This window comes from Micromonospora sp. SCSIO 07396 (genome assembly GCF_053667945.1).
In genome coordinates, this window is sequence record NZ_CM132210.1 from 7,210,714 (window position 1) to 7,227,259 (window position 16,546).

Sequence of the window (16,546 nt, forward strand, 5' to 3'; positions counted from 1 at the left end):
GGTGCGGCGCGTTTCGCCACACCGGGGTTCGATGCGTCGGTCCGCTGTGGTCCTTCGGGCACCGGCGTCTTCGGGTGCCCCGTGAACCGTTGACGTCATCAGCTCGAAAGGACGCGCACTGCACCCCCGGTGCTCGCCGGTCCGCACCTGTGGGCAGGTCGCCGGGGAGCCAGCGGGCCGCGTCACGCAGTGGCGGATGACCGAGGTCCCGCCCAGGCCCGACGCGTCGCGTCGCCGTGTCGCACCAGCTGGGCGGGCGCGGGGGAGTGGTCAGTCGAGCCAGCTGCCGGCGCGCATCACCCGGACGACGTTCAGCTCGTCGTCGAGCACCACCAGGTCCGCACGGCGGCCCGGCTGGAGCGCGCCGATCCGGTCGCCCAGGCCGATGGCACGGGCCGGGGTGGTGGCGGCCATGCGTACCGCGTCGACGATCGGGATGCCGGCGGTGACGGCGTGCCGCAGCGCCGCGTCCATGGTGAGGGTGCTGCCGGCGATCGCGCCGTCCCGGGCCAGCCGGGCCACCCCGTCGGCCACGGCGACCGGCTGGCCGCCCAGCTCGTACTCGCCGTCGGGCATCCCGGCGGCGGCCATGGCGTCGGTGACCAGGGCGATCCGCTCCGGGCCGGCCACGGTGGCGGCGAAGCTGAGCATCCCGTCGTGCAGGTGCACCCCGTCGGCGACCAGCTCGCAGACCACGTTCGGGGCCTCCAGCAGGGCCACCACCGGGCCCGGTTCGCGGTGGTGCAGCGGGCGCATCCCGTTGAACAGGTGGGTGCCGACGCTGGCCCCGGCCGAGACGGCGGCCCGGGTCTGCTCCCAGGTGGCGTCGGTGTGGCCGACGGCGGCGACCACCCCGTGCGAGGCGAGCAGCTTGATGGCGTCCAGCGCGCCGGGGCGCTCGGGGGCCAGGGTGACCATGCGGACCGTCCCGTCGCCGTCCGCGATGAGCCGGCCCAGTTCGTCGGTGGACGGGTCGCGGAGGAACTCCGGGTTCTGCGCGCCGCACCGGGCCGCCGACAGGTACGGCCCCTCGAAGTGGACGCCGGCCAGCACCCCCTCGCGGACCAGCGGCGCGAACGCGACGGTCGCCGTCCGCATCAGCTCGAACGGGGAGCTGACCAGGCTGGCCAGCAGGGTGGTGGTGCCGTGCCGCAGATGGAACGCGGCGGCCTCGCGGGCGGCGTCGGCGTCACCGGTGGTGAAGGTGTGCCCGCCCCCGCCGTGGGTGTGCATGTCCACGAAGCCCGGCACGATCCAGTGCCCGTCGCGCTTGGCCGGGTACTCGGCGACGGCGGTGATCCGCTCGCCGTCCAGCTCCACGCACCCCTGCCGGATCACGCCGGTCGGGGTCACCACCTTGCCGGTCACCCGCTGGGTCATCGTCTCTCCAGACTGTCGAGGGCGAGCAGGGCCGCACCGAGGCAGCCGGCCTCGTCGCCCAGGGCCGCCGCGACCATGCGCGGCTCCCGATGGAAGGTCATCCGTTCGTGCAGGGCGGCGCGGAGCGGGTCGAGCAGCTGCCCGCCGGCCCGGGCCAGGCCGCCGCCGATGACCATGGTGTCCACGTCGTAGAGGGCCTGCCCGGTGGCGAGCCCGTCGGCGAGCGCCTCGACGGCCTCCCGCCACACCCGCCCGGCCAGCTCCTCACCGGCCGCCGCCCGCCTGGCCACGTCGGCCGCGCTCGCCGTCGCCCCGGCCAGTTCGGCGTAGCGGCGGGCCACGGCCGAGGCGGACGAGACGGCCTCCAGGCAGCCGGTCCGGCCGCAGCCGCAGCGCGGGCCGTCGGGGCGTACCAGGATGTGGCCGATCTCGCCGGCGGCACCGTGCGCGCCGACGGCGGCCGACCCGGCGACCACGTGCGCGGCGGCGATGCCGGTGCCGATCGCGACGAAGAGCACGTGCCGGGCCGCCCGGCCGGCGCCGAGCCGGGCCTCGGCGATCCCGCCCACCCGCACGTCGTGGCCGAGCGCCGCCGGCAGCCCGAGCCGCGCACCCACCAGCTCCCGCAGCGGTACGTCCCGGAAGCCGACGTTGGCCGACCAGACCGCCACCCCGGCGGCCTCGTCGACCACCCCGGGCACGGCGACGCCGCAGGCCACCGGGATCGACCCGGCGGCACGCGCCCGGTCGGCCAGGCCCCCGGCGACGGCCAGGACGGTCTCCACCACGGCGTCCGGGCCGCGCCCGGCGTCGGTCGGGTGCCGTTCGGCGTGCAGCACGCTGCCGTCCGGGCGGACCAGGGCGCACTTCATGCCGGTGCCGCCGACGTCCAGCGCGACGACGACCCGGTCGTCGCCCGGCGGCCCGTCGGTCATGCCAGCACCACGGAGCGGGTCAGGTGGCGGGGCGCGTCCGGGTCCAGCCCCCGGCTGGTCGCCAGGGCCACCGCGAAGCGTTGGGCGAGGATCAGGTCGGCCATCGGGTCGACCGGGGTCCGGCCGGCCGCCCAACTGCCGAGCACGGTGTGGCAGCCGTGGTGCCGGCTGTGCACGAACGCCGCCCCGGTTGCCGCCACGTCCTCCGGCAGGCCCTCGGGCAGCTCACCGAACGCCCAGACCAGCCGGCCGGGGCCGGCGATCGAGATGGGGCCGTGCCGGTAGTCCATCGCCGGGTACGCCTCGGCCCAGAAGGTGGCCGCCTCACGGCACTTCAGCGCTGCCTCCTGGGCCAGCCCGACCGTCCAGCCGCGACCGAGGAAGGTGGCCTGGTCGATGCGGGCCGGGTCGAGCGGCAGCGGGGCGCGGACGGCGACCTCGGCGTCGGCGGCCAGCGCCTCGACGTTGTCGCCGAGGTGGGCGCGGAGCAGGGCCAGGGCGGTGGTGGCGAACCGGGTCTGCACCACCGAACGCTCGTCGGCGAAGGGCATCGGCACGGCCGTGTCGGCGAACGTGACGGCGGGCGAGCCGGGGTCGCCGACCAGGACGGTGGTGGGGGTCCGCCCGTGCAGCGCGGCGAGCAGGTCGAGGACTTCGGTGGTGGTGCCGGAGCGGGTGATGGCGATCAGCCGGTCGTAGCGGCGGTCGGCGGGGAACTCGCTGGCCTGGAAGGCGTCGGTCTCGCCGTGGCCGGCCCGTTCGCGCAGCCCGGCGTACGCCATGGCCATGAACCACGACGTGCCGCACCCGACGACGGCGACCCGCTCGCCGGGGCGGGGAAGGGTGCCGGCGACGGTGCCGGCCAGTCGGGCCGCCTCCCGCCAGCAGTCGGGCTGGCTGGCGATCTCCGCGTCGACGTACGCCATGGGGAACTCCTCGCACAGGGGAGGGAGGTGCGCAATACGGCTCATTACCACCGTCTTTCGCGCGTTATTCTGCGCGAAACGAGGTGCGCGTGGCAACCTGCCCCCGGATCGCGCAGTCGATGGTTTTGCGTACCGGGAGTTTCGCGCACTACTGTGCACGCATTCGATCACCCTTCGTGCAGAGTCGGAGGCCCCCCGTGGACCGGTACGCCAGGTGGAACGCTCTGCTCGAAATGCTCACCGACAGCGGTCGGGTCAGCGTCGAGGAGGCCGCCGAGCGGCTGGACGTCTCCCAGGCCACCATCCGCCGCGACTTCGACCAGCTCGCCCAGCAGCAGATGATCACCCGGACCCGGGGCGGCGCGGTCGCCAACGGTGTGTCCTACGACCTGCCGCTGCGCTACAAGACGGCCAAGCACTCGGCCGAGAAGCAGCGGATCGGGGCCGCCGCCGCCGCGCTCGTGTCGCCGGGCACCGTGGTCGGCCTCAACGGCGGCACCACCAGCACCGAGGTGGCCCGCGCCCTGGCCGTCCGGCCGGATCTGAACACCAACGCCGAGGGTGCCCAGCTCACCGTGGTCACCAACGCCCTGAACATCGCCAACGAACTGCTGGTCCGCTCCCGGATGAAGGTGGTGGTCGCCGGGGGTGTGGTGCGGCCGAAGTCGTTCGAACTGGTCGGGCCGCTCGGTGGGGCGTTGCTGCGCGAGGTCACCCTGGACGTCGCCCTGTTGGGCGTGGACGCGCTCGATCCGCAGCTGGGTGCCGCCGCCCACCACGAGGGGGAGGCGGCGATGAACAACCTGATGGTGGCGCGGGCCAAACGGGTCGTGATCATCGCGGACTCGTCCAAGCTGGGCGGTCACGCCTTCGCCCGGATCTGCCCGGTGGAGCGGGTGGAGACCCTGGTGACCGACTCCGGGGCGGCCCCGGAACTGGTCGATGCGTTCCGCGCCGCCGGAGTGGCCGTCATCTGTGCCTGAGTGACCCGTCGGTACACCGTCGGTAGTAATCGAGCGCCGATGCATACCGGGTATTGCCCTCCCGGGTATACCGAGTATGGTGACCGCTGTCATCAGCCACCATCGGGGGAGGCGCAGCTTGTCGGCTGTCCTGGAGATCGAAGGTCTACGTAAGACGTACAAGAGCCGCCGGCGTGGGGTCCGCAACGCGCTGGACGGCTTCGACATGCGGGTGGAGGCCGGCCAGGTGCACGGCTTCCTCGGCCCCAACGGGTCGGGCAAGACCACCACCCTGCGTACCCTGCTCGGGCTGATCCAGCCCGACGGTGGGCGGATGGCCGTCCTCGGGCACGAGGTGCCCGGCGCACTGCCCACCGTCGCCGGTCAGGTCGGCGCGATCGTGGAGAGCCCGCAGTTCTTCCCGCACTTCTCCGCCCGGGACACCCTGTCCCTGCTGGCCGGGGCCGGCGACGTCCCCGCCGTACGGGTCGACGAGGTGCTCGAACTCGTCGGGCTGCGCGACCGGGCCGCCGAGCGGGTCAAGACGTACTCACTCGGCATGAAGCAGCGGCTCGCCGTCGCGTCCGCCCTGCTCAAGAACCCCAAACTGCTGATCCTCGACGAGCCGGCCAACGGCCTCGACCCGGGCGGCATCCGGGAGATGCGCACCCTGATGCGCACCCTCGCCGAATCCGGGATGACCGTGGTGCTCTCCAGCCACATCCTCGGCGAGATCCAGCTCATCTGCGACGAGGTCACCATCATCTCGCTGGGCCGCCGGGTCGCCGCCGGTCCGGTGGAGCAGGTGCTGGCCCAGCACTCGCACGGCGGCGTACGGGTGCGGCTGGACGCCGCCGAGGACCTCTCCGCCGCCGCCGACCTGCTCGGCCGGGCCGGCGTCGCGGTCACCCGCCACCCGGACCACCTGATGCTGGCCGGCGTGGACAAGCCGGCCACGGTCAGCCGGCTGCTCGCCGAACAACACCTGTACGTCAGCGAACTGGCCCCGGTCTCGGTGGACCTGGAGAGCGTCTTCCTGGAGATCACCGCCACCGCTCCGGTCCCCGGTCAGCACCGCCAGGTCGACCAGTCCGCCACGATCGGCGAGCCGGGCCGCACCGCCGGCACCACGGGAGGGTGGGGCGCATGAGCCTGTACGTCACCGAACTACGTCGGCTGGCCAAGCGCCGGCTCACCCGGGTCATGCTGATCCTGCTCGTCCTCGGCCTGGCCGGCATCGTCACCGCCTTCACCTTCTCCAGCCAGAAGCTCTCGCCGGCCGTGATCGCCCAGGCGCAGGCGGAGTCGGACGCGAACTTCCGCGACGCCCTCCGGGAGTGGGAGCGTTCGATCGCCGAGTGCGACGCGGCCAAGGCCCGTGGCGAGCAGACCGACGAGCGGTACGGCCCGAACTGCGGCCGGGACTGGAAGCCCACCGCCGAGATGTTCGACCCGAAGTGGAACCTGCCCTACCAGTTCGACTTCCGGGCCGAGTTCGAGATCTTCATCGCCGTCTTCGCCGGGGCGGTGGCGCTGTTCGGCTTCCTGATCGGCGCCTCCTTCGTGGGGGCCGAGTGGAGCACCGGCGGGATGATGAACCTGCTGCTGTGGCGGCCGAAACGGCTCACCGTGCTCGGCACCAAGCTGGCCGCCGTGCTCACCACGCTGACCGGGGTGACGGTGGTGCTCGGTGCGCTGTGGACCCTGGCCTTCTGGCTGATCGCCAGCTTCCGGGGGACCACCGAGAAGGTCACCTCCGGGGTGTGGCAGTCCGCCGGGATCAGCGGCCTGCGGGCACTGGCGATGATCCTCGCCGCCGGCGCGGTGGCCTTCGCCCTGGCGTCCCTGGGCCGGCACACGGCGATGGCCCTGGGGGTGGCCGTGGGCGCGGGGGTGATCAGTGAGATCGGCATCCGGATCGCCACGACGATCGCCGAGGTGCGCTTCGGTGACCGGTGGGTGCTGTCCACCTACGCGCTGGCCTGGTTCCAGAAGCAGTGGGCGCTTGTCGACTACCGCTCCTGCGAGCTCGTCCAGGGCGAGTGCACGCCCAAGGAACTGCTGGTGACCTGGCAGGACTCGGCGCTGGTGTTCGGCATCGGCACCGCCGTGGTGATGGTCGCCGCGTTCTGGATGATGCGCCGGCGGGACATCACCTGATCCGGGTGCCGCCCGGTTCGGGCGGCACCCGACCGTGACGGGCCCGGGTCGACCACGTGTCGGCCGGGCCCGTCCGTCGTCCGGAAGCGTCGCCCACCCTGGTTAAGCTGGGTTTCCCCGGCCGGCACGCCCGGTCGTCCACCCTGCCGAGGAGCGCCGTGCCGCCGCCCACCGACGCCATGCCGCCCGTGCCCCCCGCCGACCCCCCACCCCCCGGCGGCGACGAGCTGACCGAGCGGGAACGGTCGATCCTCGCCTTCGAACAGCAGTGGTGGCGGCACGCCGGGGCCAAGGAACAGGCCATCCGGGACACCTTCGGGCTGTCCGCGACCCGTTACTACCAGTTGCTCAACGCCCTGCTCGACCGCCCGGCCGCGCTGGCCGCCGAGCCGCTGCTGATCGGTCGGCTCCGCCGGCTGCGCGCCTCCCGCGCCCGCAACCGCCGCCGCTGAGACCCGCGCGCACCGACAGCGGAGCGTGAGGTTGCCCGCTCCGATGGGACGACCGGCCGAGACCTGCGACCAGACCGCCAGTCACCGGCCAAAGAGGTGGACGACGGCCGCTACGGGCGGCAGACTGCGGCACGTGGCAGGCACGGTACGGCTGGAGCCGGTGGACGAGGCGAACCTGGAATCGTTGCTCTCCGTAGCGGCGGCCGAGGCGGAGCCGATTGACGTCATGCCCCCGGTCGACGCCCCCGCCGGCTGGTCGCTGGCCCGCCGGGAGGCGTTCCGGGATTTCCACCGGGCCAGCTTCGGCGGGCTGGACGGCCCGACCCGCACCCTGATGTTCGCCGTGTGCGCCGGCGGCGAGGTCGTCGGCATGATCCGGATGACCCGCTGCGACGCTCCCGGCGTGGTCGAGACCGGAATGTGGCTCGGCCGGTCGGCCCGGGGCCAGGGGCTCGGCGCGGCGGCCCTGCGGCAACTGCTCAACGCCGCGGCGGCGGCCGGCATGCACTCCGTCGTCGCCGAGACCACCCCGGACAACCTGGGGGCCGTCGCGGTGCTGCGCAACTGCGGCGCCAAGCTCCGCGAAGACGACCACAAGGTGTACGCGGAGATCTCACTCGACGCGACGCCCCCCGCCGCCGGCTGACCCCCTCGCCTGCCGCCGCGCGGATCGGCGTGTTGCCGACGGCTGACCCCTCGTCTGCCCCGCGCGGGCGGCGTGTCGCCTACGGTCGAGATGCCCGCAGCGAGTGATATGACTACCTGCCATATTTATGCCGCTCAGGTATATCGCTCACCGGCACATCCACCCTCCCCGACGACACGCCCAGCCGGAGCCAACCGCCCGGCACGGCCCGACCCGCCCGGCACGGCTGCACGAGCAGGCTCAGCCCGCGTGCTTGTCGGCGTAGGCGGCGAGCCAGGCGACCTGCTCGGCGTCCAGCGAGGGGCGGACGCGGTCCCGGGCGGTGGCGACGTGCGCGGCGGTGACCGTGGCGGCCGACAGCGACTCCCGCATCGCGGCCAGCGCCGCCTCCCGCACCAGCGCCGCGCAGTCCGCTGCCGAGAAGCCGGTCAGCTCCTCGCCGAGCGCCGCCAGGTCGACGTCCCCGGCGAGCGGCACGGCACGGGACGCGGCCCGCAGGATCTCCGCGCGGGCCGGGCCGTCCGGCGGCGGCACGTACACCAGCCGTTCCAGCCGGCCGGGGCGCAGCAGGGCCGGGTCGACCAGATCCGGCCGGTTGGTCGCCCCGATCACCACGACGTTGCGCAGCGCCTCCACCCCGTCCAGCTCGGTCAGCAGGGCGGCCACCACCCGGTCGGTCGTACCGCCGTCGGTGGCCTGGCCGCGCACCGGGGCCAGCGCGTCCATCTCGTCGAGGAAGACCAGCGTCGGCGCGGCCTCGCGGGCCCGGCGGAACAGCTCCCGTACGGCCCGCTCGCTCTCGCCGACCCACTTGGACAGCAGTTCGGCACCCTTCACCGACAGCACGTTCGCCCGTCCGGTGCCGGCCAGGGCGGTCACCAGGTAGGTCTTGCCGCACCCGGGCGGCCCGTAGAGCAGCACCCCCCGGGGCGGCTGCACCCCCAGCCGGGCGAAGGTGTCCGGGTAGGTCAGCGGCCAGAGCACCGACTCGGTGAGGGTCTGCTTCACCTCGCCGAGGCCGCCGACGTCGTCCAGGGTGACCGTCGCCAGCTCCAGCGTGGACGCCGCCATGGTGGTCGGCCGGACCACCTCCAGCGCCGCCGTGAAGTCGGCCATCGCCACCGTCGGTGTCTGCGCCGTCTTCTGCCGCAGCGCCGCCCGCACCCCGGCCTCGCGGACCAGCGCGGCGAGGTCGGCGGCGACGAACCCGGGGGTACGCCCCGCCACCTCGTCGAGCCGGACGTCCTCGGCCAGCGGCACCTGCCGGGTCAGCACGGTCAACTGCTCCCGACGCAACGCCGGATCGGGCAGCGGCACCGAGATCCGCATCGACAGCAGATCCGGCGCGCGCAACCCCGGGTCGACCGACTCCGGCCGCGAGGTGGTGCACACCACCGCCGTACCCGACCGGACGGCCCCGGCGAGCACCTGCCGGAACACGGTGGCCAGCGGCCCGGCGTCCTCGGCCGGGGCCAGCGCCTCCACGTCGGTGACCAGCAGCACGGCCGGCCCGCCCGAGGCCAGCTCGGCGACGGTGTCGCGCAGCCGTCGGGCCGCCGCGTCGTTGGTCAGCGCGGCGAGTTCCGGCGCCCACAGCGGGCGTACCCGGGCACCGACCGTCTTGGCCACCGCCCGCACCAGCGCCGACTTGCCCGAGCCGGCCGGCCCGCTGAGCAGCACACCGAGCGAGACCGTGGTGCCCAGCCGCCCCAGCACCTCCCGGTGGTGGAAGCCGAGGTCCAGCAGTTCGGTCAGCTGCTCGGCCTGGGCCCGCAGGCCGGGCAGTTCGTCCACGTGCGGCACGTCGTCGTCGTGCCCGGCCCCGCCGGCCTCCCCGGCCCCGCCGGCCTGCCCGGCCCTCTCGGCCTCTCCGGTCGGGCCCGTCGGGCTGCCGGCCGGAGCCGTCCCGGCGCGGCCGGCCGAGCCCGGCCCGCCACCGGCCGGACCGGACGAACCGTGGGTGACCTGGCCGTGTTCCCAACCGACCACGGTGTCCATGGTGACCAGGCCACCGGTCTGCGGGTCGGCGGCGACCACGGTCAACAGGGTGCTCGTCCAGGCGTACCCGACGGTGTTGGCGAGACTGCGGCGGGCGGCCTCGACCAGACCGCGCACCGAGGCGTCGGGGAGCACGTCCTGGGGGAGCAGCGAGACGTTGTCGCCCTCGGTGACGACCTTGCCGAGCAGGGCGAGCCGGAGCATCTCCGGGGACACCGCGGCGAGCACCGACACCGGGCCGGCCAGGGTCACCCGCCTGGCCGGGGTCACCGGGGCGGGACCGACAGTCACCTGACCGCCGTCGCGTAGCCCGAGGTTGCCCAGCGTCAGGTCGTCGGCGTAGAGCAGAGCGGCGCTGGCGGTCGGCTCGGCGGGCGCGACGATCCCGGCGGTGACCCGCCTACCGGCCAGCCGCACCGGGTCCCCGGGGCGCAGGGCCAGGGCGGTGAGCACCTCCGGATGCAGCCGGACGATGCCACGTCGGGCATCCAGCGCGGCCGGGCGCAGACTGGCGGTCAGGGTCAGATCCGGTGCGGGCATCGCCCGACAGTAGCCGCCCGCCGCCGCCGACGCCCGTGGTCATCCGGTACGACCGCCCAGGCCAGCCGCCCGGCCGGCCGGCGACGCGGGGTCCCGCGCCCCGGTCGTACCGTCAGGTGTCGCTGTCGAGCAGCGTCGGGTCCCGCCTGATCAACTCGGCGAGCCGGGCGGCCGGATCGACACCCGGCATCTCCCGGGCCGGTGTCCACGCCGGCGGAGTCCGGTCGGCCAGCGGCCAGGCCGGCGGCGGGGCGGCCGACGGGTCGACACCCGCCCGTGCCCCGACCTCCGGCCGCCCGTTGCGTGCCCCGTTCTCCGGTCGTTCGGTGCGTGCCCCGGTGCCCGGCCGCTCGTTACGGGCCGTGGGCTGCGCCTGCTCGATGCGCAGCGGGTACGTGCGTCCCGCGTACTCGACACGCAGCACCACGGTCAGCCCGGGACGGGCGGCCACCACCCGGCGGACGGCCTCGGCCACCTCCTCCACCGGGTCGCCGTCGGCGGCGGGCACCGGCCCGGCCCACCCGGACCCGGTCCGGGCCAGTTCGCCGGCCGCCGGCGTCGCGGGTCCCGGCCCGGAGCGCGTCGGCTCGGTGGCGGCCGGCCCCGGGCGTGCCTGTTGCGTCGCTCCCGGCCCAGGGCTGGCCGGGGTGGTGGGCGGGTGGCCGGTGGCCCCGAAGGCCAGGGTCGGTCCACCGTCGTCGGCCTCCGGATCGGCCGACCGGCGGCGACGGGCCTCCTCACGGCGGGCCAACCGGGCCAGTGTCTCGTCCAGACCACCCCTCATCACGTCCCCCTCTCCGATGAAACGACCGGGCGTCGGTTCGGTCAGGCGCCCTTCTCCCGTACCGCCCGGTCCAGCGCCCGGTCCAGGACGACCAGCAGGGCGTCCCGCACCGACAGCCGTTCCCGGGCATCGAACTGCACCAGCGGCACGTGGTCACCGATCGCCAGCGCCCACCGGATCGCCCCCAGCTCGTGGGTCAGCCGGCCGTCGAAGGTGTTCACCCCGACCACGAAGGGCAGGCCGGCCCGCTCGAAGAAGTCGATCGCCGGGTAGCAGTCGTCCAGCCGGGAGCTGTCCACCACCACCAACGCGCCGAGCGCGCCCCGCGCCAGGTCGTCCCACATGAAACCGAACCGGTCCTGGCCGGGCGTGCCGAACAGGTAGAGCTTCAGGCTCCGGTCGATGGTCACGCAGCCGAAGTCCATCGCCACCGTGGTGGTGGTCTTCCCGCTGCGGGCCCCCGGGTCGTCCACCCCGATCCCGGCGCTGGTCATCTCGGCCTCGGTGGTCAGCGGAGCGATCTCGGAGATGGCACCGACCGTGGTCGTCTTGCCCACCCCGAACCCCCCGGCGATGAGCAGCTTGACCGGGATCGGCGGAGCGGCCGGCGGGCCGCTGCGGGTGTCCGTCGTCGGTGTCGCCGACGCCGCCGGTGGTCGGTACGGCGGTGGCGCGCCCAGGTGCTGCGGCACCGTCGGAGGGCCGCCCACGGGCTGTCCGTAGCGGGCGGAGGCACTGTTCGCGGCGAGCCCGCCGAGCGGGGCGACCGGCCATTCAGGAGATCGCACGGAGTCCATCAATCACTCGCAGGATGAGGTCGGGGTCAAATGCGTCGTCGACGACGCCGACGTGCACGTCGAGATGGCCGGCGGCCCGCAGGTCGCCGACCAGCACCCGGGTCACGCCGAGTTGCAGCCGCATCCGGGCGGAGATCTCCGCGACCGAGATCGGCTCGCCGCACAGGGCGACGATCGCCTGCAACTCGGGGGCCAGCAGGGCCGCCACGGCGGCGGCCCGGCCCGGCCCGGACCGGGCGGTGACCTGGGTCTCCAGGCCGATCGCCGGGTCCGCGCCGGCCACCCGCCCGGCGGTCAGCACGAACGGACGGGGGCTGGCCGGGCGGTCGGCCTCCGGCTCGGGCGCGGGCGTCGGTGTCGCGTCGCCGATCGGAATCCGCAGGTAGGGGCGGACCCGGACCATGGGTTCGGGTTCCGGTTCCTCGCCGGCGGCGTCCCGGGTCATTGCTGAACGGCGTTCTTCAGCTCGGCGATGAGTCTCGGTGTCAGCGCGCCGCCGGCCCGGCCGGCGAAGAGCGTCATCTCGTACGCGACGGTGCCCAGGTTCGCCGACCGGTCGGCGATCACGCCCAGCACGGAACCGCTGCTGATCGCCGTGATCAGCAGGTAGCCGTCGGCCATGTCCACGATCACCCGGTTGAGCCCGCCGAGGGCGTACCAGCTGGCGGCACCCCCGGCCAGGCTGGTCATGCCGGAGACGACGGCGGCGAGGCGTTCCGCGTTGGACCGGTCCTTGATCGACGACATGGCCATCAGCAGCCCGTCGGAGGAGACCGCGATGGCCTCCAGGACGCCGGCGGTGCTGGAGGTGAACGAGTCCAACAGCCAGTTGAACGTGCGCGCCTCCGGACTGAGATCCCCGGCGGGATGGTTCTGGTAGTCGACGTTCTCGTGTACGTGCGGGCTGGTCACCGTGTCGTTCCTTCTTCAGTGCGGTGGTCGGTGCGGACTTCGCGCAGAGCGCGGGCGACGCCCGTCTCGAACGCGTTGATGAGATCGCGGACCTCGCCCGGATCTCCCGGATTCTGGCTGGGTGCCTGCCGGGGCGGTGAGACGGTCAGGTTGGCGCCCGGGATCCGCCGGGTCAGCCGGGGCACCGCCGGTTCGGCGGAGGGCTGGGCCGCAGGGGGTCGGGTGGCAGCGGGTCGGGCGGCAACGGACGCGGCGGCCGGCCCGGCCTGTTCGGCCCGGTGCACCCCGGACTGGAACTGCTCGACCAGGGCCCGCGCGGCGTCCGGGTCGGCCCGGCTGCCGTCGACCGGCCCGACGACAGGTGCGGCGCGGGGCAGGCTGGCCCCGGGGACCCGCTGCCGGATGCCGGGCAGCGGGGCCGGTCGGTCCGCCGTGGGCGCGGTGGTCTGCCCCACCGTGGGGAGTCCGACGGCCTGCGGGACCGCCGGGCGGGGCGCGTCGGCCACCGGGGCGGTGCCCCGGGCCGGCAGCACCGTCGTCGCCCCGGCCGGTTCGCCGCCGGTGGGACGGGCCACGTCCGGGTCGCCGCCGGGGGCACGGGACGGCTCCTGGTCGGCCGGCGCGGTGCTGAACGCGTCCCAGGGGCCGGTGGCCGCCATGCTCCTGGTCGCCTTGCTGAGCAGCGTGGGATCGAACCCGGGCAGCGCCGTGGCGTCGACCACCGGCCGGGCCGACGCCGCGTCGACCGTCGGCCGGGCGGGACCGGCGTCGAGCACGACCGGCGTGCGGCCGGTCCGCAGGGGGAAGTCGGTGGCCGGGCCGGTCGGTGCAAGGCGTTCCCGCGTCGGCAGTCCGGCCGGCGGGGGCGTCACGGGGCGGTCCCTTGACGGCAGCGCGACCCGGTTGACGGGTTCCCCGCCACGTCCGGTCGCGGGGCGGGCCAGGGCGGAGCCGGGGAGCGCCAGGCTGGCGGTCACCCCGCCGCCCGGGGTGGCGGCGAGTTCCACCGTCCAGCCGTGCCGGCGGGCGAGCCGACCCACCACGAAGAGCCCCAGCACCTCGGACGGGGCCAGGTCCAGCCGTTCCCGGCGGGTGAACCGGGCGTTCTCCTCGGCGAGCCGTTGCCCGCTCATCCCGATGCCCTGGTCGATGACGGCCAGCCGGGCGCCGTCGTCGGTCGTCTCGGCGGTGACCACGACCCGGGTGTGCGGCGGGGAGAACACGGTGGCGTTCTCCATCAGCTCGGCCAGCGTCAGCACCAGGTCACCGACGATCGCCGGTGCGGCGACGACCTCCGGCGGGACCTGCACGTCCACCCGGGTGTAGTCCTCGATCTCACCGAGGGCCAACCGGACCACGTCGGCGACCGGGACCGGTGCGACGTGCGCGTCGTCGCCGGTCGCGCCGGAGAGCACCACCAGGCTGCCCGCGTTGCGGCGCAGCCGGCTGGAGATGTGGTCGAGCCGGTACAGGTGTTCCAGCCGGCCCGGCTCGGTCTCCTGCTGCTCCAGCCGGTCGATCAGGGCGATCTGCCGGCCGACCAGGTTCTGGGTACGCCGTCCGACGTGGCCGAACATCTGGGCCACGTTGCGTCGGCTGGCCACCTGCCGTTCCACCAGCCGGGCGGCGGTGTTCTGCACCCGTTCGAAGGCGCGGGCCAGGTCGCCGATCTCGTCCCGGGCCCCCACGTCGACCGGGTCGAGGCGTACCGGTGGGGTGGTTTCGGACTCGTCGTCGGCGACCCGGACCAGTTCGGACTCGGCGACCCGGGCGACCCGGTCGGCGGAACGGGTGAGCCGGGTGAGCGGTCGGGCCACCGCCCGGCCGACCGCCATGGTGAGCAGGATGACCGCGATCAGGATGGTCACCATCAGCAGCGTCACCCAGTACGCCCCGGCGAGCGCCACCTGCCGGTCGGCGCGTACCTCGGCGGTGACGTCGGCGGCCAGTTTCTTCTCGACGAACTGGCCTAGCGTGATCATCGAGCCGACGGTGGGGAAGAGGGTCGCCACGTCCAGTGCGCCGATGGCGGTGGCCGGGTCGACGGCGCTCTGGTCGATGAAGTTCGGCCCGGTGCGGTTGGCGACCGCGATCTCCTCCAGGGTGAGCAGGTCGAGCTGCTCGGGGGTGACCAGGGCCTGGAGCCGGGCGCTCTCGTCGGAGAGGACGGCGAAGTTGGCCACGTAGGCGGTGACGGTCTGGGCGTTGGGTCGGGCGGCGACCAGCACGATCAGGGTGGCCCCGGCGCTGAGGGTCTCGCCGGTGCGTAGCAGGCCGTCCAGGGCGAGCACCTGTCGTCCGGCCGGGGTGCGGGTGTCCGCGTTGAGCCGCAGCCGCAGCGAGTCGATCAGGGCGGTGTTCACCGGCCCGTACCCGGCCATGAGCTGGTCGGGGCCGGTCTGCCCGGCGACCGCCGCCGTCCGCAGCGTGGCCAGCTGGCGTACCCCGTCGAGGGCGGTGTCGACCTCGGCGGGCAGGTCGTCGCCGAGGTCGGAGCGCAGGTCGGCGACCCGGTCGTCCACCTCGGCGATCTTCTGCACGAGGTCGGTGCGTTGGACCTGCCCGAGCAGCAGGCCGACGGCGAGCAGGCGTTCCTGCTGGAGGTGTTGCAGGATCGTGCCGACCCGGCTGGCGATCCGGACCCGGTCGGCGGTGTCGCCGGCCCGCTGGGCCTCGGTGGCGCGTTCCCAGACCACCGGCACCGTGAGCCCGGCCATGCAGAGCAGGGGGACGACCACCAGCAGGGCAAGCTTGCCCCGGATCCGCAGCCTACCGAGCAGCATCGAAGGGCCTCCACCTGTCGGGTTCGGTGCCCCGGCCGGCCGGCTGGAGCACCGGCCCGGCGGGCAGGCGACCGGGCGGCGTCGGCGGTTCCCATGGGGTGGGCGCGGTGGCGTCGGCGGGCTCTCCGCCCGGTGGGTTGCCCCGGCCCGTGGGGCGTTCGCGGCGGCGGGTCGGCAGCCAACCGCTCGCGCCGAGCGCCACCAGCAGCAGCCCGGCCACCCCACCGGCGGCGATGATCAGCAGGGCGTCGCGGTCGAGCTGGTCGATGCGCTGCCGCAGCAGCCGGTCGAGTTCGTCGAGGAGGACCGGTTGGAGTTCCCGGGCGGCGGTCTGTGCCTGGGTCCGGGCGGCGGCGAGTTTCGCCACGTCCAGCTCCTGGGTCCGGCCCCGGGGCTGGGACAGCGCCCCCAGCGCCTCGACCGCCCGCTGGTAGGTGTCGAACGGGGTGAGCACCCCGGCGCCGATGTCGGCGCTCTCCGAGGTGTCGACCACCGTCTGGAGGTCGTTGACCAGGTCGCCGGCCGGTTGCAGGGCGGCGAACCGGAGGGTGGCCAGTTCACCCACGGTGCGGGCCTGGTCGGTGGCGGGGCGTCGCTGTGCCAGCACGGCCAGGTCGATGAGGCGTCCGGCGGCGACCGTCGCCTCCGGCATCTCCTCGCCGACGCCGTCCTGCAGGAAGTACGAGTCGGAGCCGGGGTCGCGGATCAGGCCGGAGGTTTCGCGGATCTTGCCGTGCAGGGCGAGCAGCAGGTCGGTGACCTCGCCGTACGCGGTGAAGGCGGTTTCCGGGTCGGTGAGCGACCGGCTGGGCAGGCCCTCCAGTTTCGCCCGCAGGCCGGCCCACCGTTCGGTGCTGCGCAGTTCGCCGCCGACCCGGGCGTCGACCGCCGCGGCCGCCTCCACGGCTCGGTCCAGGGCGTCGCGGGGCACCGGGCGGGAGGCGACGGCGGCGGTCTGCGCGTCGACCAGCGCCTCGGTGACCGGGCCGAGGGCGCGCAGGTACTCGACGCCGAGCCGTTCCCGTTCGGCCAGCTCACGGTCGGTGTCCACGAGCTGGTGGCCCTGTACGACGAGGAACGCCACCGGCAGCAGCAGCGCAGTGGCGAGTAACAGCGGCAACAGGCGGCCCGGTGTCCTGGGCCGTCGACGGACCCGCGAGGCGGGAACGGTCATGGTTGTCTCCTCCGGCGGCGGCGCAGGGGGTCGGGGATGGCGTGACAATTCGGTCCCGTGCGTCGGACCGAGAACCTAATCGACGGGTGATCCCTGG

15 protein-coding genes are annotated in these 16,546 nt (G+C 74.5%); 5 read left to right on the forward strand and 10 right to left on the reverse strand.

Going from position 1 to position 16,546, the window contains the following annotated elements; translation table 11 throughout:
* Positions 1 to 270: 270 nt before the first annotated feature.
* From nagA to ACWCHM_RS31755, 3 genes are read right to left on the reverse strand one after another with little or no spacing between them, the layout of a single operon-like run.
* On the reverse strand, positions 271 to 1,380 hold the full coding sequence (gene nagA / locus ACWCHM_RS31745; protein ID WP_454221054.1) for an N-acetylglucosamine-6-phosphate deacetylase: 1,110 nt from the start codon (positions 1,378 to 1,380) through the stop codon (positions 271 to 273).
* Positions 1,377 to 2,315, reverse strand: a complete 939-nt coding sequence (locus ACWCHM_RS31750) for an ROK family protein (protein WP_454221055.1) — start codon at positions 2,313 to 2,315, stop codon at positions 1,377 to 1,379. Before ACWCHM_RS31750 ends, nagA begins: the two co-directional genes overlap by 4 nt.
* Entirely contained in the window at positions 2,312 to 3,241 is a 930-nt protein-coding gene (locus ACWCHM_RS31755) for an SIS domain-containing protein (protein ID WP_204957525.1), read from the reverse strand. The genes ACWCHM_RS31750 and ACWCHM_RS31755 overlap by 4 nt, the downstream gene beginning before the upstream one ends.
* A 197-nt stretch (positions 3,242 to 3,438) precedes the next feature.
* Between ACWCHM_RS31755 and ACWCHM_RS31760 the strand changes: the two genes are divergently transcribed.
* From ACWCHM_RS31760 to ACWCHM_RS31780, 5 genes are all read left to right on the forward strand, one after another.
* On the forward strand, positions 3,439 to 4,224 hold the full coding sequence (locus ACWCHM_RS31760) for a DeoR/GlpR family DNA-binding transcription regulator (RefSeq protein ID WP_204957526.1): 786 nt from the start codon (positions 3,439 to 3,441) through the stop codon (positions 4,222 to 4,224).
* 118 nt (positions 4,225 to 4,342) lie between these two features.
* Entirely contained in the window at positions 4,343 to 5,353 is a 1,011-nt protein-coding gene (locus ACWCHM_RS31765; protein WP_421489973.1) for an ABC transporter ATP-binding protein, read from the forward strand.
* A complete protein-coding gene (locus ACWCHM_RS31770) occupies positions 5,350 to 6,363 on the forward strand; it encodes an ABC transporter permease subunit (RefSeq protein WP_454221057.1) in 1,014 nt (337 codons plus the stop codon). The genes ACWCHM_RS31765 and ACWCHM_RS31770 overlap by 4 nt, the downstream gene beginning before the upstream one ends.
* A 98-nt stretch (positions 6,364 to 6,461) precedes the next feature.
* A complete protein-coding gene (locus ACWCHM_RS31775; RefSeq protein WP_454223235.1) occupies positions 6,462 to 6,815 on the forward strand; it encodes a DUF3263 domain-containing protein in 354 nt (117 codons plus the stop codon).
* Between the two features lie 133 nt (positions 6,816 to 6,948).
* Positions 6,949 to 7,461 (forward strand): GNAT family N-acetyltransferase, encoded by a 513-nt coding sequence (locus ACWCHM_RS31780; protein ID WP_204957529.1) that lies wholly within the window; start codon positions 6,949 to 6,951, stop codon positions 7,459 to 7,461.
* A 240-nt stretch (positions 7,462 to 7,701) separates the two neighbouring features.
* Here ACWCHM_RS31780 and ACWCHM_RS31785 read toward each other — a convergent pair whose 3' ends face one another.
* From ACWCHM_RS31785 to ACWCHM_RS31815, 7 genes are all read right to left on the reverse strand, one after another.
* On the reverse strand, positions 7,702 to 9,999 hold the full coding sequence (locus ACWCHM_RS31785; protein WP_454221058.1) for an AAA family ATPase: 2,298 nt from the start codon (positions 9,997 to 9,999) through the stop codon (positions 7,702 to 7,704).
* A gap of 112 nt (positions 10,000 to 10,111) precedes the next feature.
* Complete coding sequence (locus tag ACWCHM_RS31790; protein WP_454221060.1) at positions 10,112 to 10,783, reverse strand: hypothetical protein; 672 nt, start codon at positions 10,781 to 10,783, stop codon at positions 10,112 to 10,114.
* Positions 10,784 to 10,824: 41 nt separating this feature from the next.
* Positions 10,825 to 11,580 (reverse strand): GTP-binding protein, encoded by a 756-nt coding sequence (locus ACWCHM_RS31795; protein WP_454221062.1) that lies wholly within the window; start codon positions 11,578 to 11,580, stop codon positions 10,825 to 10,827.
* Entirely contained in the window at positions 11,558 to 12,025 is a 468-nt protein-coding gene (locus ACWCHM_RS31800; RefSeq protein WP_204957533.1) for a DUF742 domain-containing protein, read from the reverse strand. The genes ACWCHM_RS31795 and ACWCHM_RS31800 overlap by 23 nt, the downstream gene beginning before the upstream one ends.
* Positions 12,022 to 12,492, reverse strand: a complete 471-nt coding sequence (locus tag ACWCHM_RS31805) for a roadblock/LC7 domain-containing protein (RefSeq protein ID WP_067305308.1) — start codon at positions 12,490 to 12,492, stop codon at positions 12,022 to 12,024. Before ACWCHM_RS31805 ends, ACWCHM_RS31800 begins: the two co-directional genes overlap by 4 nt.
* Positions 12,489 to 15,275 carry a nitrate- and nitrite sensing domain-containing protein gene (locus tag ACWCHM_RS31810; RefSeq protein WP_454221064.1) on the reverse strand — a complete coding sequence of 929 codons (2,787 nt, stop codon included), beginning with the start codon at positions 15,273 to 15,275 and terminating at the stop codon, positions 12,489 to 12,491. Before ACWCHM_RS31810 ends, ACWCHM_RS31805 begins: the two co-directional genes overlap by 4 nt.
* The gene (locus tag ACWCHM_RS31815) at positions 15,262 to 16,449 is read right to left on the reverse strand and encodes a hypothetical protein (protein WP_454221065.1); all 1,188 of its coding nucleotides are present in this window, start codon (positions 16,447 to 16,449) and stop codon (positions 15,262 to 15,264) included. The genes ACWCHM_RS31810 and ACWCHM_RS31815 overlap by 14 nt, the downstream gene beginning before the upstream one ends.
* Positions 16,450 to 16,546: the final 97 nt, after the last annotated feature.